A 22,084-nucleotide genomic window follows, 5' to 3' on the forward strand; every position below is an offset into this window, starting at 1 on the left:
GACCCCACTCCCCCACGTCAGCTCTTCGCGCTGTGCTGACGTGCCCGGTAAGCGGCGGCCTTGACCCTGTTCCCGCAGGTCCGCATGGCGCACCACTCCCGTCGATGGCCTCGTGAACGGTCGAGGTAGACCTGGGTGCACTCGGGACGGGAACACTCGCGCAACAGCGCCGCCTCGTCACCACCGATGATTTCGACGGCCTCGCGGGCGAGGGCGGCGAGCCCCTGGACAGCCGTGCCGGTACGGGTCGCACCGTCGGCGCCGAGCCGCACAGTGACCGGGAGACCCGAAGCCTGCAGGTTCACTTCGGCGACCGCCTCGGCGGGCAACGGCCGCCGGTCGATCCGGGCCGCGACCAGGGAGTAGATCGCCTCGCGCAGCTCCACGGCGATGGAGAGGTCGGCCTCGCCGGCCCCGGGCGCCAGATCGAGCATCCCGGACTCCAGGAACCAGGCGTCCAGCAGCTCGGGGGAGGCGAGCTTCTCCCTCGGCTCGCCGTTGCGTCGCGCACGCAAGGTGCCGACGAAGTCCAAAGGGAGCGTCCCGCAGGGAAAAGCATGTTTCACGTAACCATACTGGCGGGTGACTCATGGATGTGCAACAGGCGCGGTGATCGAGGGAGACCCAGTTCCTGCCGCCAAGAGCTGACCGGCACCAGTCGTACAGCTGCGGCACACCTGATTTTCACCTGAATGCGACCCGATCCCAGGCATCCCGAGCGGTGTCGTCGCCCTCTTGAACGTCGTACGGCTGACGCGCGTTTGGGAAGGTTCGTCCATGGGGGCCACCACCTCAGAACTCATCAGGTCGGTCCAGCGCACGGGTGGCCCGCCGCCTGCGCGCAGGAAGGGGCTCAACGCCAGACTGGCCTGGTGGGCGATCATGCTGGCGGCGACGGTGCTGTTCACCTGGGACATCCAGCACAGCACCTACCACTCGTTCTACTCCGAGACCGCGCGCAGCATGACGGAGAGCTGGAAGGGCTTCCTCTTCGGCTCGTTCGACCCGGCCGACACGATCACCATCGACAAGCTCCCGGGTTTCCTCTGGCCGCAGGCCCTGTCCGCGCGGATCTTCGGCTTCCATCCGTGGGCACTGACACTGCCGCAGGTCATCGAGGGCGTCCTGAGCGTCGCCGTGCTGCACCGCGCCGTGCGCCGGTGGGCGGGGGAGAGCGCGGGACTCCTCGCCGCCGGCGTGTTCACACTGACTCCCGTGGTCGCGGGCATGTTCCGTACCGAGGTCGAGGACCCCGCGTTCACCCTGTGCGTCCTGCTGGCCGCGAACGCCACGCTGCGCGCTGCCCGTGAGGCCCGGCTGCGTCCGCTGCTCATGGCCGGGCTGTGGGTCGGCCTCGGCTTCCAGGCCAAGATGCTGGAGGCCTGGGCGGTGCTGCCCGCACTCGGCCTGCTCTACCTGGTGTCAGCCCCGGCGACGCTGCGCCGCCGGCTGATCCACCTGGCGTCGGCCGGAGCGGTATGCATCGCGGCGTCGGCGTCCTGGATGGTCCTGGTGACCCTGACCCCGGCCCAGGACCGCCCGTTCATCGACGGCACGACCGACAACTCGGCGTTCAGCCAGGTCATCGGATACAACTTCCTCAACCGTTTCTCCGGCCTCGGCATCAGCGCCAAGGCCACCGGCAGCGTCGCCGCGACGACCATGGCCGGCACCGCACCGGCACACTCCGGCGCAGCAGGCCAGCCCGCCGCCCTGTGGGCCAAGATGCTCGGCCCGTCGCTCGCCTCCCAGGTCGGCTGGCTCTACCCGGTGGCGGCGCTCTCTGCGGTGTGCGGCCTGGTCTGGCTGCGCGGCCGGCACCGTACGGATCCGCTGCGGGCGGGCTTCCTGCTGTGGGGCGTATGGCTGGCCACGTACTTCCTGGTCTTCAGCGCCGGTGCGGTCGGCGCCCACACGTACTACATGGGAGTGGTGGCGGTCCCGCTCGCCGCGCTGTTCGGCGGCGGCATCGTGCAGTTCTGGCGGGCCTGGCGGCGCGGCGACCGGACCCGCTCCTGGGCACTGCCGACGGCGGCGGTCAGCACCGTGGCATGGTCCGCGTTCATCGCGACACGGTACTCGTTCCTGCCCTGGCTGGCACCCGCCGCGATCGTTGCGGGAACCGTAGGTCTGCTGCTGCTCGCACTGTCTCGCACCACCGGCCGGCGGGCGCCCTCCCGGATCGCGATACTGGGCGTGGTGGCGGTCATCGTGGGCATGCTGCTGCCGTCCGCCGCCTGGGCGTCAACAGTCCTGGACCCGAAGTACGGCCACTCGGGCATGGGCGCGGCCGGACCGGTCTCCACTTGGCATCACCACCGGCACGACCGGGCCAGGACGCGCGCCTCGACGCACGACCCGGCCGCGGGCGACAGCTCCCCCCGTGCGACGAAGCCGCACAAGAACACAGTCAGGTACGCCCACCAGACGGCACTCACCCTCGAACAGCAGCGCTTCCTGGCCTCCATGAAAGACCACCAGGGCCATGCCACCTTCGTCTTCGCCACGACCAGCTGGCGCTCGGCCTCCCCCTACATCCTCTTCGCAGGCGCCAAGGTGCTCCCCATGGGCGGCTTCACCGGCGCCGCCCCCACACCCACCAACGCCGAGTTCCGCAACCTGATCGCCACCGGCAGGCTGCGCTACGTCGTCCTCGGCGGCGCGCCGACCGCCCCGGGCCGCGCGGCCGCGCACTGGGTACGCGGCCACTGCACCCGGATGCCCCACCAGACGTTCCCTGTCTACGACTGCGCGCCGACATCCGCCACGTCGGACGGGCATGAGCACCGGACCGCCGCCCACCGGAGGCGTCACCACTGAAACCCCGGATCGGTCCCCCCGGTAGGCGTACCGGGGGACGTCCGGGAAACACGTGGGCATGGCTGGAACCGTCAAGGGGAAACGAGGGATACCCTCCACCTCGTACAGGGACGTTGCGAAGTCCGGCGTCCGTAAGGGTTTCACAGGAAAATCTCAGATAAGTCGAGCACTTGCCCTCACCTTCGTGCGACAGAGTGATCACTGATGGAGCGCATCTCACGCATCATGGTCACCTTGCGTCCCGCGTTGCTCGGCGTCGTGGCGATGTTCACGCTGGCCTCGTCCGTGGCAACCGCTGAGGTCGGGCACAGGCCCTCGGGTCCTTCGTCGGAAGTCCCGTCGTCCGCCGGAAAAGCGGGCCCCGCGGGGCAGGCGCGACCCCCGACACAGGCCCTGGGGGCCACTGTCGACGTCGCCGCCAATCGTCAGACGGCGCGGATCGGCGCACTGTTCGACGCGGACCGGGGCGACGACCTGGCCGGCGGACATCTCTGCACGGCCTCGGTCGTGCACAGCCCCCAGCGCGACCTCGTCGTCACCGCCGCTCACTGCGTGAGCGACACCAGTACCGACCTGGTGTTCGTGCCGGGCTACCGGGACGGGCACGCGCCGTACGGGGTATGGAAACTGGGGCACCGCTATCTGCCCGACTCATGGACCAAAGATCAGGACGAGGACAGCGACCTGGCCTTCGCGGCAGTCGACGAGCAGGACGGCAGGGCGATCGAGGACGTCGTCGGGGCCAACCGGTTCACGCCCGGCACGGCCACCGGCGCCACCGCCGTGACCGTCGTCGGCTACCCCGACTCCCGCGAGACGCCCATCAGCTGCACCAACAAGCCGACCTCATACAGCAGCACCCAGCAGCGCATCGACTGCCCCGCCTTCACCCAGGGCACCAGCGGCAGCCCCTGGATCAACGACGACGGCCAGGTCGTCGGCGTCCTCGGCGGCTATGACCAGGGCGGCGACACCGACGACGTGTCCTACAGCGTGACACTGGGCAACCCGGCGGCCGACCTGTACAAGGCCGCCATCAGCGATCCGTGATCCGCACGACCCACCCGTCGTCTTCCCGTCCGCGTCGGGGACCCTGGCGATCGCGCGCGTATCGCACCGCGCGGTGGCCTGCGGCCGCCGTATCGAGCGTGATGACGCCGGCCGCGGCACAGGGCACGCCTCAGGCGGCTCCTGCCAGTCCGTCAAAAGCGGAACAAGCTCAGCCCGCCGGGCCGGCGAGCCACTGGGCCGCAGGCTTGGACGCAGCGACGCCTCGATCACCTCACGTACGCGGCCCCGCTCCGGCCATCATTCTGCCGACGCGAGTTCGTTCGACCGCCATCACCGAGTTCACCAACGGTGCCGTTCATGGGACGCGATCGCTTGCCGGATGTACTCGTCGGCACGGCGGGACAAGGACGCCTGAGAGCCTGCCGGGTGGCCGGCTGATTACACCGAGCATGGGCCGTTGACGGCCTCGGAGTTGTCGCACTTGCACACACCACGTGATCGGGACCGGCGCCGTGCCTGGAGGGCAGATCACAATCGTCACGCGTCTGGCATGACCCAGGTGCTTCGACACGCTTTCAGAGGAAGACGCGCGCCGCCTCCAGCCACTTCTGGGCGTCCTCGCCGGTCGCCGTCATGTCGGTCTCGGACCAGGGGCGACGCCGGGTGACACACAGGCAGAAGTCGACAGCCCTGCCCTGTACCCGTTGCGCGGCGGCCTCGGGGCCCCACACCCAGGTCCGTCCGTCCGGTGCTGTCAGCTCGACGCGGAAGAGGTCGGCCGGCTCAGGCAGTCCGACGGCGGCGAAGGACAGCGCCCGTCCCAACACCCCCAGCGACGCCACGTGCTGCAGTCGATCCGTCGGGCGGTGCGCCACGCCCACGGCATCGAAGACGTCCTGCCCGTGTGCCCAGGTTTCCATCAGACGAAGGGGCGCCATCAGGGCCGGGGTCACCTTCGACATGTACCAGGGAAATGCGTGGTCCCATGGCGTCTCGCGCAGTGCCGTCGCCAGCTCCACTCGGCCGGCCCGCCACTCGTCCAGGAGTACCGACCGCGGTTTGGCCGCTCCTGCGGCGGCGGCCCTGTCGGCGTACCCGCTGCCTTCGGCTTCCGCCCGCCCGAGCTCGGTGCCGAACGCGGCCGGAGTGCGTAAGGCACTGAGCGCGTTCGCGTCCGCCCACGCGAGATGGGCTATTTGGTGGGCGACCGTCCAGCCCGGTGCCGGTGTCGGTATGGACCAGTCGTCCACTGCCCTGACCAGGGCGTCGAGCTCGTCGCCCTCAGCAGCCAAGGCGGACAGGACACCGGCGTCGTCTACGTCGGGGACGGCGAGGTTGTAGTTCAACATGTGCGCCATGGTGCCACTCCTTCCTGACCAACGGCGGAGACGAAGTGTGCAGGCAGACTCCGATGTCGCCGGAGTCTGCCCACTCGGTGGTGGAGCCTGTGGCACCACGGAACCACCGTGCTTCCTCGGCGGCGGCGCAGAGCGTCGCGGGCCGGCTGGTCATGCGAGAGGCGTGACGGTTGCGATCTGCTCTCCAGGCACGGCAACGCCCCGGAACGTCCTGGTCGCGGGCGGCGCCCTCCCGCCCCGCGACGAACGGCTCATCGGCCCGGAGAGATGGATCGAGGAGAACGGGACAGGTAGAGCCAACTCCACATCGGAGGCAGTGAGGTTGGTGGCGGCGTCCTCGCCCGCCTGATTGCCGGAGCCGGCCTCCGACCGGTACGAGGTCTGGTAGGCGTCCCGGTGGAAGGCGGAGGCGCCGGTCGCCCGGCAGGTACAGGCCCATCAGGAGGTCCTGCCCTGCGCTCACCGACATCGGGATGACATCGCTGGTCAATTCCGACCCGGCGGCGGCGGTCGGGTTGCCGCGTCCGCCGAAGGTCACGGTGTGGTGGGTCCCGGGCACCGCGGCGGCGCCGCTGGACCGGACGGCCACCTCGTCCCCGCCGACGGACAGCGCTGTGGTGCCGGGCAGGTTGGACACACGGATCCGCACCCCGGAACCGGCGACGCCGGTGTGGACGACCATCCGCAGCGTCTGCCCACTGCTGGTTGGCGCCGGCGTTGCACTCCCAGATCTGCGTCGGCCTCCGGCGGCATGATTCGTGAACGTCCGCGGCAACGTTTCGCCGTCGGTGGTCACCGACCAGTGCACATCGGCTGGATCCCGTGGAACGGAGATGGGATGAAAAGGACGAGGCAGACCGCGCGGCGGCGCGGGCAGAGACGCAGACTCGTGCTGGGCGCCACAGTGGCGCATGAAGCTGTCGGCCGGAGGGCTGTCAGGATGACTCCCGGACGACCAGCTCTGTGCGGAGGATGACGTGGCGCCAGGCCACGGACTCCTCCTCCATCTCCTCCAGCAGCAGCCTGATCATGGCCCGCCCCATCTGCTCCAGCGGTTGTCGCACCGTGGTCAGGCGCGGCTCGGTGCGCTGGGCCAGTGGAAAGTCGTCGAAACCGATGACTGCGACGTCCTCGGGTACCCGCCGTCCGGCCGCGCGCAGTGCGTGCAGCGCCCCGGCCGCCGTGGTGTCCGACGCAGCGAGCACCGCGTCGATCTCGGGGTGCCGTTCGAGGAGTTCCGCCATGGCGCGACGACCGCTCTCCTCCGAGAAATCACTCTCCGCAACCCAGGACCGTGACGTCTTCAGGCCGGCCAGCGCCAACGCGTCCTGATAGCCGCGCAGTCGGCACTGCGCGACGTACATGTCCAGCGGCCCCGCAATGGTGGCGATCGCCGTACGGCCCTGTTTCAGAAGGTGGGATACGGCATTTCGGGCGCCGCCCACGTTGTCGGCGTCGACGTAGCTCACATACTCGTCGCCCGAGCGGCGCCCCAGCAGCACGGTCGGCAACCGTGCCTCGGCAAGCATGTCCGGCAGCCTGTCGTCCGCGTGCACCGACATCAGCAGGACGCCGTCGACCCGGCCGCCGCGCGCGTACTCCAGGAAGCGCTGCCGTTCGGTCTCCGAGCGGACCAGGGTCAGCATCAGCTGCATCCCGGTGTCCGCCAGGGCATCGCCGAGTGAGCGGACGATCTCCGAGAAGAACGGCTCCGCGAACTGCCTCCAGTCCGGCTCCGTCAGTACGAGGGCCACTGCGTCCGCACTCCGCCCGGCCAGGGACCGGGCCGCGAGATTGGGCACGTACCCGAGTTCTTCGATGGCTCGCTGCACGGCCCGGCGCGTCGACTCCTTCACGCCGGCCGCGTTGTTGATGACCCGGGAAACCGTGCCCCGTCCCACCCCGGCGTGGGCGGCCACCTCTTCCAGAGTCGGCGCTCCAGGTCGTCGCCCGGCCATGACCACCTCCCCCACCCGCTGAGATCACCGATCTTACGGGGCAGAGGAACCGGGCACATGCCTTCCGCACATGATCGGCCGGGCTCGGCGCGAAGGAAATGTCTCGATAGTGACGGCCCGCTGCGGCAGAGCCCGCCGAAACCCGGGAAGAGACCGCGGACCCACCCAGCCGAGCAGAAGTGCCAGCCGGATGGATCCGCGGTGCCAGGTGCACGCGGTCGGACGCTGACAGGCCTTCAGGGCGGCCCGTCAGACTGCCCGTCCGGGTGCCCTCACGCGGTGGTGCAGGACGTGCCGTTCAGGCTGAATGCGGCTGGTTTGGCGAAGCCGCCGTCATAGGTGCCCTGGAACCCGAAGGAGACCTGGCCGCCCGGTGCGATGGACGCGTTGTAGGCCATACCGCCGGCCGTCACAGCTCCCGACGAGGGTGAGATCTCGGCACTCCACGCGCTCGTGACCTTCTGCCCGGGCGGCAACGTGAACGCGAGTTTCCAGGCATCGACGGGCGACGAGCCCGTGTTGGTCACGGTGACGTCCGCCGTGAACCCTCCCTGCCAGACGTTTGTGCCGTAGGCCACCTTGCAGGCTGACGAGCCACCCGTACCGCCACCCGTACCGCCGCCGGTGCCGCCGAGGTTCACACTGGACGAGAACGAGGTGACCGCCAGTCCCGCGCCGTTCTGCCAGGGCTCGAAGCCTGCCTGAATGCTCGTCAGGTACCAGTTGTCCTGCGCGAGTCCGCGGGAGACGGCCTGCCGGACGAAGTCCATCACGTCGAAGTTCCAGCTGTCGATCGCCGACGGCGCGACGAAGGACAGGACGTCGTTGGAGCCGTTGTTGCCGGACCACACCTGCCACGACCGCCCGGCGAGGGTGGTGCTGCCGGTCTGCGAGCCGACCGGCTGCACGCCTCCCACATGGTTGAACCAGATCATGATCTCGGTGCGGTTCACGCCGTCGGTGCGGGGCGTCGGGTCCAGCCAGATGTCGTACGCGGCGTCGTAGGCCGCACCGCTCACGTAGCTGTAGGAGATGCCCGAGGGCGCGCTCGCGATGGAGCTGAGCCGGGCCGGGAGGTTCGTGCCGGGTGAGCAGTTGGTGTAGTGGCAGCCGTTGTACACGGACGGGTACGACTTCGGCGCGCCGTTCGTCGGAACCGAGCCGTCGGCCTGGGCGATGCGGAAGCCGGAGTCCGTGACCGTGATGCACTGAGTGGCGCTGGTGCCCCAGCGGTTGTTCTGGACGACGTATCGGCCCTGGATCGTGGTCGCGCCGAACGGTTCGCAGATGGTCGTGTCGGCGTGCGACGCCGGAGCGGCGACAATCAGCGCCGCCAGCGCGACGAGTGACGCGAGCAGCGCGGCGAACAGTGTTTGCGGCCTGCCCTGCTTCTTCAACTGTTGCATGCGGATCCTCCGCTGGGATGTGTGGGGAGCAGCGAGAGCGTCCCGCCCTTTGGGAGCGCTCCCAAAGGGCGGGTTTCCGGAGAGCGTGATGATCATGCTCCTGACAAATGCCGGGCGGCCCCCTGCGCGGTCGAAGACCGCCCGGCCGGTGACCCCGTCTCCCTGCGACGGGGTCGCGTACGCGGACTTCAGCGGGGGCTTATTCGAGGAGTTCCGCGTACGAGCCCATGGCCAGGGCGATGTCCGCCTGGGCCCAGAACCGGTGATAGGTGAAGACGGGCGCGGCGCCGCCCTTGAGGTAGGCCTCGATCTTCGACCAGGCAGGGTCGTTCTTGTAGAACGACCGCAGCGAGGCAAACGTCGACGAGGAGTTGATCGCGTCGCCGTTCGGCATCGTGCCGCTGAAGCCGCTCGGCACGTACACGTTGTCGTTGAACCTGCTGTAGTCGCTGCGGGTCTCGGGGACAGCGATGCCCAGGCTGTCCTGGTAGTTGTTCCACATGCCGTCCAGCAGCGCCTTGGCCGTCGACCTGGCCGTGGCGTCACCGGACTTGGCGCCGTAGTACGTCAGGACCTTGGCGTACGCGGCGGCCACACCGACGTCGTTCGTGTAGTCCGCGACGGTGACGTGCAGCCCGCTGTTGGTGCCGGGATTCGACGCGTTCCAGGTGTCGGGCTGGCCGGACCAGTGGAGGGTGGAGGGGATCTGGTAGGTGCCGTCCGGGTTGATCGTGGTCTTGGACAGCGCCCATTTGACCCACTTGTCGAGGACCGCCTTGGCCTGGGCGTTGCCCGTCTGCTGGTAGAGCTCGGCGACCCGCTCCATCGACCAGGCCTGGAAGCCGAACCACTGGTTGGACGGCGGGTCGTGGTAGACCGGCTGCTCGTCGTAGTACATGCCGTAGAAAGTCGACGTACCGGCCGGCGGGGTCGCGTAACGGCCCGCCCAGCTGTTCGTCGCGCCGCCCGCGATGGCACCCTCGGACGACTGCAGCCACTGGTAGAACTCCAGCTGACGGCTCAGCGACTTGGACCAGTCCCCCGCGGCAGTCGCCGACTTGGGCTTCAGGTCGGCGTCGGAGCTGAGCGCGTACGCGGCGAGCGGGTTCTGGTAGCCGCTGTGGGAGTAACTGGATCCGATCCGCCAGGCCCATCCCCCGCTCGTGTCGTTCGAGCCGCCCCAGGCGTAGTACCAGGACAGCAGGTAATGCGAGGCGTCCTTGCCGGTCCCGGCCGGGCAGGTCGACGGACCGACACAGTTGCCGATCTTCTTGAAGTACTTGTCGTACATGGCGTAGCGCAGGTAGTCGCCCATCTTCGCGGCCTTGCCGACGGTCGCGGAGACGTCACTGCCCTTGCCCTGCTGCTTCGCCCACACGTCGGCCCAGTACGCGGCCTGCACCGCACGCGCGTCGGCGTCCGGGGCGTCCGTGTACTTCCACTGCTTGGCGTACGACGAGTCGCCGGTGAACAGGTCCAGGTACCCGTTCGTACCGCCGTACTTGAAGGCGTCGCAGGTCGGCTGCGGCACCGTCTCCCACACCGACTCCTGCGGCCCGCGCTGGAAGGTGTTGATGTAGGACGGTCCCTTCGCCGTGGGGCCGCCCTCGCAGGTCCCGCCCGGCGTGTCGCCGTAGCCGTACGTGTTGTCGACGTCCTCCAGCCAGTGCATGCCGTACACGTCGTCCGTGTTGTACGTCGACTTCAGTTCACCGGCGAGCGGGTCCGAACCGACCGGCACGGACTGGTCCAGCTTGGTCGGATACTCGTTCGGCGTGTCCGCCTCCGGCGCGTAGGTCGCGGGCTTGGACGGGTTGTAGAAGGAGTTGGTCGGCTGGTCGGCGTGGGTGGGGATCATGTACTTCTCCATGAGCGTCCACGCGCCGTTGAACTTGGACCAGTCACCGGTGACCTTGCCGTACATCGCCTGCAGCCACAGCAGGTAGCTGTAGGCCTCCGACGTGGTCTCGTGGCCCTGGTCCGGGGCCTCGACGATCAGCGTCTCGACCGAGTGGTAGGGGATGCCCTCCGGTGAGAAGTAGCCGTTCGCCGGGTTGGTGATCTTCCCGTAGAGATCCAGGAAACGGGCGTCGTACGCCTTCTGCGCGGCCAGTTCCGTCACCGTGACCGTCGCCTTGGAGTAGCCAGTCGCCGAGGCGGTGAAGGTCGCCGCCCCCGTCCCCGAGGAGCCGGCCGTCACGGTCACCGTCTGCGCGGTGTTCCAGTTGGACGGTGTGAAGGTCAGCGACGAACCGTTGGTCACGGACAAGCCTGAGTTGCCGTCGGTACGGGCCGTGCTGACGGTGACGTCGGCACTCGGCTGTGTCGACAGCTTCACCGTGAATGTGCCCGACTTGCCCTGCTGGACGCCCAGTTGACTCGGTGTGGCCACCAGTGCGGGGCCCGAGGCCACCGTGATGCCGACTGGGGTCGACACGGCAGAGGCCCCCAGGCTGTCGTATGCCTTCGCCACCAGCGAATGGCTGCCCACGGACAGACTTGAGGCCGAGAGCGAGTACGGCGCGCTGGTGTCGGTGCCCAGCAGCGTGGTGTCGTCGTAGAACTCGACCTTGCTGATCGTTGCGTTGTCGGCCGCGGCGGCGGTGGCCGCGAGCGGGACCGCGTCGCCCTGCGAGTAGACCGCGCCCGGTTTCGGGCTGGTCAGCACGGTGACCGGCGGCTGATGCGCGCCGGCGCAGGTGGTGCCGTTGATCACGAAGCTGGTGGGGGCCGTGTTGGTGCCGCTGTAGCTGAACTGCGCACCGGTGGAGACCGCGGCGCCCGCGGCGATCGTGCCGTTGTAGCCGACGTCCTTCACGGTGACCGACTGGCCCGACTGGGACCAGGTGCCGTTCCAGCCGTTGCTGAGCTTCTGGTTGCCCGAGTAGCTGTAGGTCAGCGTCCAGCCGTTGATGGTGTCGGTTCCGCGGTTGGTGATGGTGAGGTCGGCGGTGAAGCCGGAACCCCAGTCGTTGGTCTTGTAGTCGACGCTGCACTGGACACCCGCCGCCTGAGCGGGCGTTGAGCTGGCGGCGAGCATCGACAGGGGTAGTGCGAACGCGGCCGCGACGGCGGTCCACAGCCGTCGTACAGCTCTGCGCTTGCGTCCGGGATCCATGGTTCTGGTCCTCCTTGCGGATTGCGGCTCGGTGGGGGTCAAGGCTTGAACCAGTGGGAGCGCTCCCATAGTGGGGACGGCGGCCGATGCCGTCAAGACGTTGAGAAGTTGAATCGTTTTGACCTGAACCTGCCGAAGAAATTAAGCAACACCCCTGTGAAAACAGTTCGGTTGGCGCTAGCTTCATCGGCACCAGTGGGAGCGGTTCCATCAGTCGACGCGGCCGTCACGGCGCGCCAAGCTGCAAGGAGTCGCTCATGCGACACCCCCCGCGTTCACTACTTTCGGCCGACGCCGGTGCGGTAGCGCTCGTCTCGACGAGCACGGTCCTCCTGGCGAACTCGGCCCGGGGAGCCACCCCCGCCGACAACCAGGAGGCCACGGCGGGCAGTTGGCAACTCGCCTTCGGCTTCGTCGCCGGCCAGAAGGTCACCCAGGGTTCAGGAAGTGGTTCGACGACCGGGCCCCGTCCTGTCCGGGCTGGATCCGGAACACCTGGGACTGCTCCTTTGGGCCGTCCCTGATCTCCACCTACGACGGCACGCCCACCGCGTACGGCAGCGGCCTGCGCCACACCTGCGCGCCCTCGATCCGTGATCACCATCCGAAGGAGAAGGAACCCGCACTCATGAGCCGTACCAGAATGTCACTCGTAGCCGCCCTGGCGCTGGTCGCCGGCACCTCGGGCACGGCACTCCTCACGTCACCGGCCGGTGCCGCCACCGCCTCGGTGCCCTGCACCGTGGACTACAAGGTGCAAAACCAGTGGGACACCGGCTTCACGACTGCCGTCACAGTCACCAACAACGGCTCTGCGAAGTCGAGTTGGTCACTGAAGTGGTCGTATGCCGGCAACCAGCAGATCACCAACGGCTGGAACGCGAAGATCGCGCAGAGCGGTGCCGCCGTCACGGCGACCAACGAGAGCTACAACGGCTCCCTGGCCAACGGCGGTTCGGTCAGCTTCGGGTTCCAGGGCTCCTACAGCGGCACCAACGCCATCCCGGCCACCTTCACCCTCGACGGCGTCACCTGCAATGTCGACGACGGCGGCGGCACCGGTGGGGGCACGGGCGGTGGCGGCGGGGGCGGCGGCACCGACGGCCGGGCCGACAACCCCTATGCCGGGGCCAAGGTGTACGTGAATCCCGAGTGGTCGGCCAAGGCGGCGGCGGAACCGGGCGGCAGCCGGATCGCCAACCAGCCCACCGCCGTCTGGCTCGACCGCATCGCCGCCATCAACGGAGTGGACGGCGGCATGGGGCTGCGCGCCCACCTCGACGAGGCACTGAAGCAGAAGGGCTCCGGCGACCTGGTCGTCCAGTTGGTCATCTACGACCTGCCGGGCCGCGACTGCGCCGCGCTCGCCTCCAACGGCGAACTCGGCCCGAACGACCTCGACAAGTACAAGAGCCAGTACATCGACCCGATCGCCTCGATCATCTCCGACCCGAAGTACGCGGGCCTGCGGATCGCCACGGTCATCGAACCCGACTCGCTGCCCAACCTGGTCACCAACGCCGGCGGCACCCCCACCACCACCGACGCCTGCGTGACCATGAAGAGCAACGGCAACTACGAGAAGGGCGTCTCCTACGCCCTGGACAAACTCGGCGCCATCCCCAACGTCTACAACTACATCGACGCCGGCCACCACGGCTGGCTCGGCTGGGACAGCAACCTGGGCCCGGCCGTACAGGAGTTCGCCAAGGTCGCCACCACCAACGGCGCGAACATGAACGACGTGACCGGCTTCATCGTCAACACAGCCAACTACAGCCCCGTCAAGGAGCCCAACTTCAAGGTCACCGACACGGTCAACGGGCAGACCGTGCGCCAGTCGAAGTGGGTCGACTGGAACCAGTACGTGGACGAGCAGTCGTTCGCACTCGGACTGCGGGACAAACTGGTCGCCGCCGGGTTCAACTCCAGCCTCGGCATGCTGATCGACACCTCGCGCGACGGCTGGGGCGGCTCCGCCCGGCCCACCGGTCCCGGCCCGACGACGTCCGTCGACGACTACGTCAACGGCAGCCGCATCGACCGGCGAATCCACGCCGGGAACTGGTGCAACCAGAGCGGTGCCGGACTCGGCGAACGGCCCACCGCGGCCCCGGCCGCCGGGATCGACGCCTACGTGTGGGTCAAGCCGCCGGGCGAGTCCGACGGCTCCAGCTCCGCCGTCTCCAACGACGAGGGCAAGGGCTTCGACCGCATGTGCGACCCCACCTACGGCGGCAACACCCGCAACGGCAACAACCCGACCGGCGCCCTGCCGAACGCACCGCTGGCGGGTCACTGGTTCTCCGCCCAGTTCCAGCAGCTCATGCAGAACGCCTACCCGCCCCTGCCGTAACCCTTTGAGACGGTGAGTACCCGCCGGGGCCGGTCATCAAGGGACCGGCCCCGGCGCAGGGGCCCGGGATCGTCCCGGTGTCAGGGATGCTCGGCGGGCAGCGCTCACCTCGCCGGACAGAGTGGCGGTCCACTCGCCTGGCCATCGCGGACAAGTTCCGATTCATCCGGCCGGGGAACTCTGCCGGACCAGTCAGTCCGGGCTCAATCACCATCGTCCATCCCTGACCGCGAGGTCGGGACTCCCCCTCCGGCCGGACAAGCCACAAGGACGAGTACCGGCCCGGCGAACCCCGCCGGACTGCTGCCTCCTCGGCCGTGCCGCGCATCGGCTTCCGCTTGACAGAACCCGCTTATCGGTAACACTGTAACCATTATGAGTTCCTGGTCTGAGCCGCAGCCCGATTCCCGGTTCGTCGTGGTGGACGGTCTGCGGATGCACTACAAACGAGCCGGTCACGGCCCGGCACTCGTGCTGCTGCACGGCAGCGCTTCGTCGCTTCAGCATTTCGACCGTGCGGCGGGCCTGCTGTCGAAGTCGTTCGATGTCATCCGCCCCGACCTGCCGGGGTTCGGCCTGACCGGCCCTCGCGAGGACCGCGACTACCGCATCCCGACCTACACGGCGACGGTGGCCGATCTGCTGGAAACGCTGGAGGTTCCCCGCTACGCGGTGGCCGGCAACTCGCTGGGCGGCAACATCGCCTGGAACCTCGCGCTGGACCACCCGGAGCGGCTGACCGGCCTGGTGCTGGTCAATGCCACCGGATACCCGGAGAAGGCGATACCGGCGGGCCTACGTCTGACCCGCAACCCGCTGCTGCGCCCTGTGTTGCGGCGCGTGATGCCGCGCGGCGCCATCGAGCGCAACCTGCGAGCGAACGTAGGCCCGCGCTCGACGATCGTGGACGACGCCATGGTGGACCGGGCCCACCAGCTCATGAACCGGCCAGGGAACCGCTCGGCCTTCGTCGACTTCTGCAACACCGACCAGCCCGACCGCAGCGCGCAGATCCCCCGCGTCGCCGTGCCCACGCTCGTGCTGCGCAGCGCGGGCATCGACGGCCAGCACTTCACCCGCGACATCCCCGGCGCCAGAGAGCTGGTGCATCCCCACGGCGGTCACCTGCTGCCGGAAGAGGAACCCCAGTGGGTCGCGGACGCGATGGCCGAGTTCCTCGACTCTTCCGCCGGCACCCCCACGCACTGACGCCAAGGAGTCCCGTTCCATGAAGTACTTCGTCGCATCGGGCGAGGAGCGCCGGCTCACCGCCGAAGCCCGGCAAGCCATGCCCGGCAGCTTCATCGAGCTGTCTGACGGCGTCACCCACTACGAACTGACAGGCCCCGAAGACGGAGACGTCGTCGTCATGGCGGGCGGACTGACCATCCCGCTGTTCTACTGGGACAGCCTCGCCAGCGAACTGAACACCCGCGGACTGCGAACCCTGACCTGCAGCGCGTACGGCCGCGGTTACTCGGACCGAGTGCGAGCGCGATACGACGAGAACCTGTTCGCACGCCAGCTGGCCGAACTGACGGACCGGCTCGGTCTGACGGCGCGGCCCCTGCATCTCGTCGGCACCTCCATGGGCGCACTGGTCAGCATGACGTACGCCGCCCAGTACCGCTCGTCCGTTTCCACCCTCACCGTCGTCGGCCCCGCCGGTCTCGCGAAACCGCGGCCGACCTCCCCCGACCGGCTGCTGCGCAACGACCGGCTGGCAGGCCTCATCGCCCGGCGGCGCGGCCTGCAGATACTCCAAGGACACCTGGGCCACAACGTGCGCGACCCCGAACTCGGCGCGGAACTGACCGAGATGGTCCTCGACGCGTTCCGCTTCGAGGGTTCGCTGTATGCGGTCTTCGACACACTTCAGCACCTGCCGGTCTCCGGCCGTGACGACCTTTTCCGGCAGACCGGGGCACTGGGGATACCGACGCTGCTCCTGTGGGGCGACGAGGACGACGTCACGCCACTGGTGCACTTCGACACGGCACGCGCCCTGCTCAAGCCCCAGCAGCACCACGTGATTCCCCAGTGCGGTCACATGGCGCCGTTCGAACGGCCCAGCGATGTCGCCGATCAGATCGTTTCGTTCGTAGCGGCGCGCGCCGAAAGGCTCGACTCATGAACAGCCCACATGTCATCGACGTACTGGTCATCGGCGCCGGCCCTTCAGGTTCCGCCGTGGCAATCGACCTCGTACGCCGGGGACTTGACGTACGGATCGTCGACAGGTCCTCCCACGTCTTCGACGGCTCCCGCGCCAAGGGCGTGCAGCCCCGCAGCCTCGAAATCCTCGAAGACCTCGGTGCCCTTGACAGTGTGCTGGCCGGCGGCAGCGTCTACCCCAGGCTCGGGCTCCATGCGGGACCCCTCGCCGTGCCGTGGAAGATGTTCCCGCGCAGAGCGGCCACCCCGGACGTCCCGTACCCGAACACCTGGCTGATCCCCCAGTTCCGCACGGACCGCGCCCTGCATGCCCGGCTCGGCGAGCTCGGCCATGAAGTCGAGTTCGGCCGTGAGCTGACCGAGCTGACGCAGGACGAGGACTCGGCCGTCGCCAGGGTGGCGGGCGCGGACGGCACGGAGGAGATCGTCGCCCGCTATGTCGTGGGCGCCGACGGCGGTTCCAGTGCGGTGCGCAAGCAGCTCGGCATCGGATTCGTCGGGACGACGCACGAGAGCGACCGGATGCTCATCGTCGATGCCTCGGTTACCGGTCTGGCCCGTAACCGCTGGCACATGTGGCCCGGCCGGGGCGGCAGGTTCATCGGCGCCTGCCCGCTCCCCGACAGCGACCTGTTCCAGTGGATGATCCGTCTCACGCCGGACGAGGAACCGCCGTCACAGAGGGACGACATCCTCCGGCGGATCCACGACCGCACCCGCGACAGGCGCATTCAGTTGCACGACATCCACTGGACATCGGTGTTCCGGCCCAACATCCGCCTGGCGGAAAGCTACGGCCGACGACGTGTCTTCCTCGCCGGTGACGCCGCACACGTCCACACCCCGGCCGGAGCCCAGGGCCTGAACACCGGCCTGCAGGACGGTTACAACCTCGGCTGGAAGCTCGGCCAGGTCCTCGCCGGGGCGGACACGACACTGCTGGACACCTATGAGGCCGAGCGGCAGCCGATCGCCGCCGGGGTCCTGGGCCTGTCCACGGCGAAGTGGGGCGGCATCGCCAAGCTCGACCCGTCGAGCATGAAGCGAGGCAAGGACGAGCAGCAACTCGCCCTGACCTACTACGGCGGCCCGCTCGCCCCCGCCGACGGCATGCGCACCGGGACACTGCGCGTGGGTGACCGCGCCCCGGACGCCGAACTGCTCGGCGCCGACGGCACCGGGACCCGGCTCTTCGACGTCTTGCGCGGACCCGACTTCACCGCCATCGCCTACGGCCCCGGCGCCGCCCCGGCCCTCGGACAGCTCGCCTGGCCGACGACGGGCGCCCGGCTGAAGCGGCTCGTCGTCGGACCGGTGGCCACGGACGGCTTCGCCTTCTCCGACTCCAGGAACACCCTGCAGCGTGCCTACGGCCTGACCGGCGACACGCTGCTGCTGATCCGACCCGACGGCTACATCGGGCACATCGCCACTTCGGACTTCCTCACCACCACACAGACAGCCGTACGGACCATGACGCCGTAGGCAAGGAGCCGCACCATGTTCCAACAGCGCCGCATCAGCCCCGGCTCGGGAGACGCAGCGTGAGCCGCACGCTGCTGCGCGGAGCGCAGGTCATCACCATGGCGCCGGACCGGCCCGGCGCCGAACACCTCGACATCCTCGTCGACGGCGACCGCATCGCCGCCGTCGGCGAGAACATCGAGGCGTCCGACGCCGAAGTCATCGACTTCTCCGACCGCATCATCATCCCCGGCCTGGTCAACGCCCACCTGCACACCTGGCAGACCGCGCTGCGCTCCGCAGGCGCCGACTGGACACTGATGGAGTACCTCACCCACCTCCACGGCGAGTGCGTCGGCCACTACACCCCGGCCGACATGCACATCAGCAACCTGGCCGGCGCGCTGAACCAGATCAACTGCGGTACGACCACCGTGGGCGACTGGTGTCACAACGCCCTCTCGCCCGAGCACGCCGACGCGGCCGTGGAAGGACTGGTCCAGGCGGGGATCCGTGCCGTCTTCCTGCACGGCACGCCCTACCGGTCGCCGGAGACTCCTCACCCGCTCGCCGAGATCGACCGGCTGCTCGACGGCCCCGTCCGCGACCATGCCCTCCTGACCCTGGGCATGGCTCTGCAGGGGCCGCAGTACTCCGCGCCGGAGACCGCGGTGGCAGATTTCCGAGCCGGCGCAGACCGCGGTCTCGTCGTCTCGATGCACCAAAGCGGCGGGGAACTCTCCCCCGGCTGGGAGGCCGTGCGGGCCTCCGGGCTGTTCAGCCCCCTGACCAACATCGTGCACGGAGCCGATCTGCCCAACGCCTGGATCGAGATGCTCGTCGAGGCGGGCGTCACCTTCACCACCACCCCGGAGAACGAGCTGGGTCAGGGTCACGGCACCCCCGTCACCGGGGCTCTGCTGCGCCTGGGCGCGGCGCCCTCCCTGGGCACGGACATCGACACCGCCGTACCCGGCAAGGTGCTCACCGCAGCCCGGATCGCCCTGGCCCACCAGCGCAGCCTGGACCACGCCCAGTACCGAGAGACGACCGGCATGCACGCCAACACGGCCTTAGTCACCGCCAAACAGGCACTGGCCTGGGCCACGGTCGAAGGGGCGAAGGCACTGGGCCTGGCCGACCGGGTGGGCCGGATCGAGGTCGGCATGCAGGCCGACCTGGTCGCCGTCGACGCCCGGGCACTCAACCTGTGGCCCGCGCACGACCCCATCGCCACGGTCCTGCACGCCGACATCGCCAACGTCGAAGCGGTGATGGTCGCCGGAAGCTGGCGCAAACGCGATCACGCCCTGCTCGCACCCGGCCTCGACGAACTCAGGGACCAGCTCCGCGAGTCCGGGCAGCGGCTGCTGCACAGCATCGGGAGTATGCGCAGCCACGCCTGACACACGCAGCGGGCCCAAGGTACGAAACGGGCGGCGCCGACCCGCACGGCCTGCCGTCCCTCGTCGGCGCGACGGCCACTCGCCCCAGAGCCGCGCATCGCGGCCGCACTCCCACAGGAGAACGTGACGTGAGCAGTCCCAGTTCGAGCACCGTGGGGATGCCCCGCCAGGCGCTGCAGCAGGAGCAGATCGGCCAGACCGCCATCGTCCTCCTGGACGATGGCGGCATCGAGAGCCTGAGCATGCGAAGGCTCGGCAGTCGCCTCGGCATCACCGCCGCGGCACTCCACTGGCACGTCAGGAGCAGACACGATCTGCTTCTGCTGGCCGCCGACACAGTCTGGGGGCAGATACCCCTTCCCCGTCTTGAGGACCTCGAATGGCGTCCGGCGCTCCTGGCCATGGCCGACAACCTGCGTTCGATGCTTTCGCGTCACCCGTGGCTCCTGACCGCCATGACGCTCCAGCCTCTCGACGGTCCGTGCAGGGATCGCCATGACGAACATCTGATCGCGTTCTGTGAGACGTCCGGACTCACCAGACAGGATGCTGAGCAAGCCGCCCACAGCATCGTCGCGTTTGCGCTAGGTGCCGCCCTCGCGACCGCCCCCGGCCGGTATGTGTCCTTCGGACTGCAGTCGATTCTCGACGGCGTCGAAGCCGGGCTCGCCGCCCATCGCTGACAACTCGACCGCGTGCTGACAGCGGTCAAGGACCGAGCGAGAGACCCACAGCCGGCCACGGCCCCGCGATACCTGGGCTTCTCTGAAGCCGGGGCCAGGGGATGGGCGCGGACCGGGCCGTCGCGTGCGACGCTCACGGCCGCTGCTTCAGCAGCAGGCGTCCTCCGAGGCACCGGACGACCGGGGAAGCGTGGGCCGTGCGGAGTCGTCCCGGGGGCCGGGCCGCCGCCCTCTTTCGAGCACACCGCTCCCGGTGAATCACGGACCCAGGGCTTGCACCTCGGGAATTCCGTAGCTGCCCCGGCCAGAGTTGTGAGCAGGTCGCGTTCGAGGATGGTGACCAAAGGTCAGGCGTCGTAGCAGGGTGACCGGCAGCGGCGGCAGGAGGTGCGTGCGGCGCTTCCCCGCGCATGCTCACTGGCGTCGGCCAGGAACTCGGGCGCCCGTCCGGTGCAGACGTTCGGGTTCACTCCGTGCCGTGGCGCGCACCGGCCAGGTCTCGGCGGCGCTCCTGTTCGCGGTCGGGGGGGGTCGGTGTGACTGTGGCACCGGGGAACGCGGTGCCTCTGCGCTGGTCGCGCCATGCACGGCGGATCGGGCCGGGCCATTTCCGGAGGCCACTGGTTTCCAGCAGAGGGCTCCCTTCCCAACTGGCGGAACACTACCGGGACATGCTCACCTCTGTGGAGCTTCCGCTGACCGCGCGGGATCTGCCCGAAGGAGCGGTCCGTTTCCAGAACTTGTCCGAGTGATCACGTCGCTCGGTCAGGCCTCGTCGCGCAAGTGGGCAAGCCCGCTGAGCAGAAGTTCGAGGCCGAAGGAGAACTCTTCCTCGATCGGAACCGGCATCGCCCCGGCAACAGTGACGGTGGCCGGGAACAGGCCCGGATCCACGCTCTGGAAGACCGCCGACAGCTGTGCGTCGTCGGGTTGTTCTGCGCCGCCGTGCCCGTTGACCTGTACGGCGAATCCGAGGACGTAGCGGGCCAGGGTCGCGTACGCGTACGCGGCCACGCGCGGCGGGAAACCACTGTCGAGCAACACCGCGAGACAGCGTTCCCGCAGTGCCATGGCGTTCGGTCCCAGGGGAATCCGCTCGACCAGCAGGCGCGCCGCGTTCCGATGCCGGGCCAGAGCGTCGAACATGGTGTGCGCGACCGTCCGCAGGGCCCGCTCCCAACCCATCGCGCGGAGTTCGTCGCCGTTCAGCTCCACGACGCCGAACACGCGGTCCACGACATGGGCGACCAGCGCTGCTCGGTTGTCGAAGTGCCGGTACAGCGTCGCCGTGCCCGAGCCCAGACGCTGGGCCAGCGTCCGCATCGAGAGAGCGTCGGAGCCTTCCTCGTCCACAATCTGCAGTGCGGTGGCGACGATGCGCTCCAACGGCACGGGCGGCCGCCCCGGAGAACGCCGAGCCGAACTCGCGCCCGCTCGCGCAGGACCAGCTGCTGCCACGGAACGTCCCACCTCCTCGGTCAGCACCACAACAGCCACACCGTATCCGATATGAAGATCACCGTTCGGACGAGGCGCGTGATCATTCCCCCAGCACCGGCAAGGGTATGGGTCGGTGAAGCGCCGGTCGGGGTCGAGTGGGTCGCGCAGTGCGGTGAACTCATGGAAGCGGGTATGGACACCGACGAGGTCTTCGGCATCGCGGGTGTGGAGTTTGCCCGAGTGCGGGCGCCCCTCGCGTGCGTGGAAGCGCCGGCGCGGCAGGCCGGCTTCTTCGTGTACTGCGGGGTCCTGCCAGGTGCTGTCCACCCAGCCGACTTGTTCCAGGCGGGCGAGGATCGGATAGATCGTGCCCGACGGCAGTCCCGCCAGCCCGCACAGCTCCAGGCCGTAGCGCTGTTTGACGGGATCTTCCAGGAAAGACCGCAGCACCAGTTGGGTCTGCAGTGTCATACGCAACGTACCCATACTCGTACTCGACATAGCCTGTGTATGGGCTGTCCAGAGACACTGGCACCGCCTGAGCCCGGCCCCGCAAGGTCACTGCGCTACCGCCCGGGGTCCCCGACCTGTCCGAATCCCCGCGCGAGGCCGTGCGCCGCTTCTACGTCCACTGCCTCACCCACGACCCGGCCGTCGTCTGCCTCGCTCGCACCACATTCGGGGGGGACTTCGGGGAGGACCGGGTCGTCCTCGGCAGCGACTGGCCCTTCCCCATGGGCACCCGGGACCCACGGTCGCTCGTCGCGCACCGCGGCGAAGACTTCGTACACAGGGCCGAGACACAGACGGCCCATGCGGCGCTCGACCGCCCTGAGCAACCCCGACCAGCCGACGTATCGCCTACTGCCCTGCCGACACCACGCCGGAC

General features: G+C 68.9%; 14 protein-coding genes and 1 pseudogene. 8 read left to right on the plus strand and 7 right to left on the minus strand.

Going from position 1 to position 22,084, the window contains the following annotated elements:
* Positions 1-17: 17 nt before the first annotated feature.
* Positions 18-566, minus strand: a complete 549-nt coding sequence (locus LJ657_RS15085) for a CGNR zinc finger domain-containing protein (RefSeq protein ID WP_232649103.1) — start codon at positions 564-566, stop codon at positions 18-20.
* Positions 567-777: 211 nt separating this feature from the next.
* On the opposite strand from LJ657_RS15085, the gene LJ657_RS15090 reads away from it, so the two are divergent.
* A complete protein-coding gene (locus LJ657_RS15090; protein WP_232649104.1) occupies positions 778-2,820 on the plus strand; it encodes a glycosyltransferase family 39 protein in 2,043 nt (680 codons plus the stop codon).
* Positions 2,821-3,024: 204 nt separating this feature from the next.
* The gene (locus LJ657_RS15095; protein ID WP_232649105.1) at positions 3,025-3,870 is read left to right on the plus strand and encodes a trypsin-like serine peptidase; all 846 of its coding nucleotides are present in this window, start codon (positions 3,025-3,027) and stop codon (positions 3,868-3,870) included.
* Positions 3,871-4,406: 536 nt separating this feature from the next.
* Here LJ657_RS15095 and LJ657_RS15100 read toward each other — a convergent pair.
* The 4 genes from LJ657_RS15100 to LJ657_RS15115 all read right to left on the minus strand — a co-directional run bounded on the left by LJ657_RS15100 (position 4,407) and on the right by LJ657_RS15115 (position 11,671).
* Positions 4,407-5,189: a TIGR03084 family metal-binding protein gene (locus tag LJ657_RS15100; protein ID WP_232649106.1), complete on the minus strand. Its 783-nt coding sequence runs from the start codon at positions 5,187-5,189 to the stop codon at positions 4,407-4,409.
* Positions 5,190-6,124: 935 nt separating this feature from the next.
* Positions 6,125-7,147, minus strand: coding sequence for a LacI family DNA-binding transcriptional regulator (locus tag LJ657_RS15105; protein ID WP_232649107.1), 1,023 nt, complete (start codon positions 7,145-7,147; stop codon positions 6,125-6,127).
* Between the two features lie 272 nt (positions 7,148-7,419).
* Positions 7,420-8,553 (minus strand): glycoside hydrolase family 12 protein, encoded by a 1,134-nt coding sequence (locus LJ657_RS15110; protein WP_232649108.1) that lies wholly within the window; start codon positions 8,551-8,553, stop codon positions 7,420-7,422.
* A 199-nt stretch (positions 8,554-8,752) separates the two neighbouring features.
* Positions 8,753-11,671 (minus strand): glycoside hydrolase family 48 protein, encoded by a 2,919-nt coding sequence (locus tag LJ657_RS15115; RefSeq protein ID WP_232649109.1) that lies wholly within the window; start codon positions 11,669-11,671, stop codon positions 8,753-8,755.
* A 628-nt stretch (positions 11,672-12,299) separates the two neighbouring features.
* Here LJ657_RS15115 and LJ657_RS15125 point away from each other — a divergent pair.
* The 6 genes from LJ657_RS15125 (at position 12,300) to LJ657_RS15150 (ending at position 19,755) form a co-directional block, all read left to right on the plus strand.
* Entirely contained in the window at positions 12,300-14,027 is a 1,728-nt protein-coding gene (locus tag LJ657_RS15125; RefSeq protein WP_232649110.1) for a glycoside hydrolase family 6 protein, read from the plus strand.
* 375 nt (positions 14,028-14,402) lie between these two features.
* Positions 14,403-15,236: an alpha/beta fold hydrolase gene (locus LJ657_RS15130; protein WP_232649111.1), complete on the plus strand. Its 834-nt coding sequence runs from the start codon at positions 14,403-14,405 to the stop codon at positions 15,234-15,236.
* Positions 15,237-15,255: 19 nt separating this feature from the next.
* Positions 15,256-16,161: an alpha/beta fold hydrolase gene (locus LJ657_RS15135; RefSeq protein ID WP_232649112.1), complete on the plus strand. Its 906-nt coding sequence runs from the start codon at positions 15,256-15,258 to the stop codon at positions 16,159-16,161.
* A complete protein-coding gene (locus tag LJ657_RS15140) occupies positions 16,158-17,687 on the plus strand; it encodes an FAD-dependent oxidoreductase (protein ID WP_232649113.1) in 1,530 nt (509 codons plus the stop codon). Before LJ657_RS15135 ends, LJ657_RS15140 begins: the two co-directional genes overlap by 4 nt.
* A gap of 59 nt (positions 17,688-17,746) precedes the next feature.
* The gene (locus LJ657_RS15145) at positions 17,747-19,072 is read left to right on the plus strand and encodes an amidohydrolase family protein (protein ID WP_232649114.1); all 1,326 of its coding nucleotides are present in this window, start codon (positions 17,747-17,749) and stop codon (positions 19,070-19,072) included.
* Positions 19,073-19,200: 128 nt separating this feature from the next.
* The gene (locus LJ657_RS15150) at positions 19,201-19,755 is read left to right on the plus strand and encodes a TetR/AcrR family transcriptional regulator (protein ID WP_232649115.1); all 555 of its coding nucleotides are present in this window, start codon (positions 19,201-19,203) and stop codon (positions 19,753-19,755) included.
* A gap of 765 nt (positions 19,756-20,520) precedes the next feature.
* Here the strand turns inward: LJ657_RS15150 and LJ657_RS15155 are convergent.
* Together LJ657_RS15155 and LJ657_RS15160 are read right to left on the minus strand one after the other, a co-directional pair.
* Complete coding sequence (locus tag LJ657_RS15155) at positions 20,521-21,147, minus strand: TetR/AcrR family transcriptional regulator (RefSeq protein ID WP_232649237.1); 627 nt, start codon at positions 21,145-21,147, stop codon at positions 20,521-20,523.
* 183 nt (positions 21,148-21,330) lie between these two features.
* Positions 21,331-21,696 (minus strand): annotated as a pseudogene (locus tag LJ657_RS15160) (PadR family transcriptional regulator); the annotation flags it as partial.
* Between the last annotated feature and the right edge of the window lie 388 nt (positions 21,697-22,084).

Source organism: Streptomyces guryensis (assembly GCF_021261325.1).
GTDB classification, from domain to species: Bacteria; Actinomycetota; Actinomycetes; order Streptomycetales; family Streptomycetaceae; genus Streptomyces; species Streptomyces guryensis.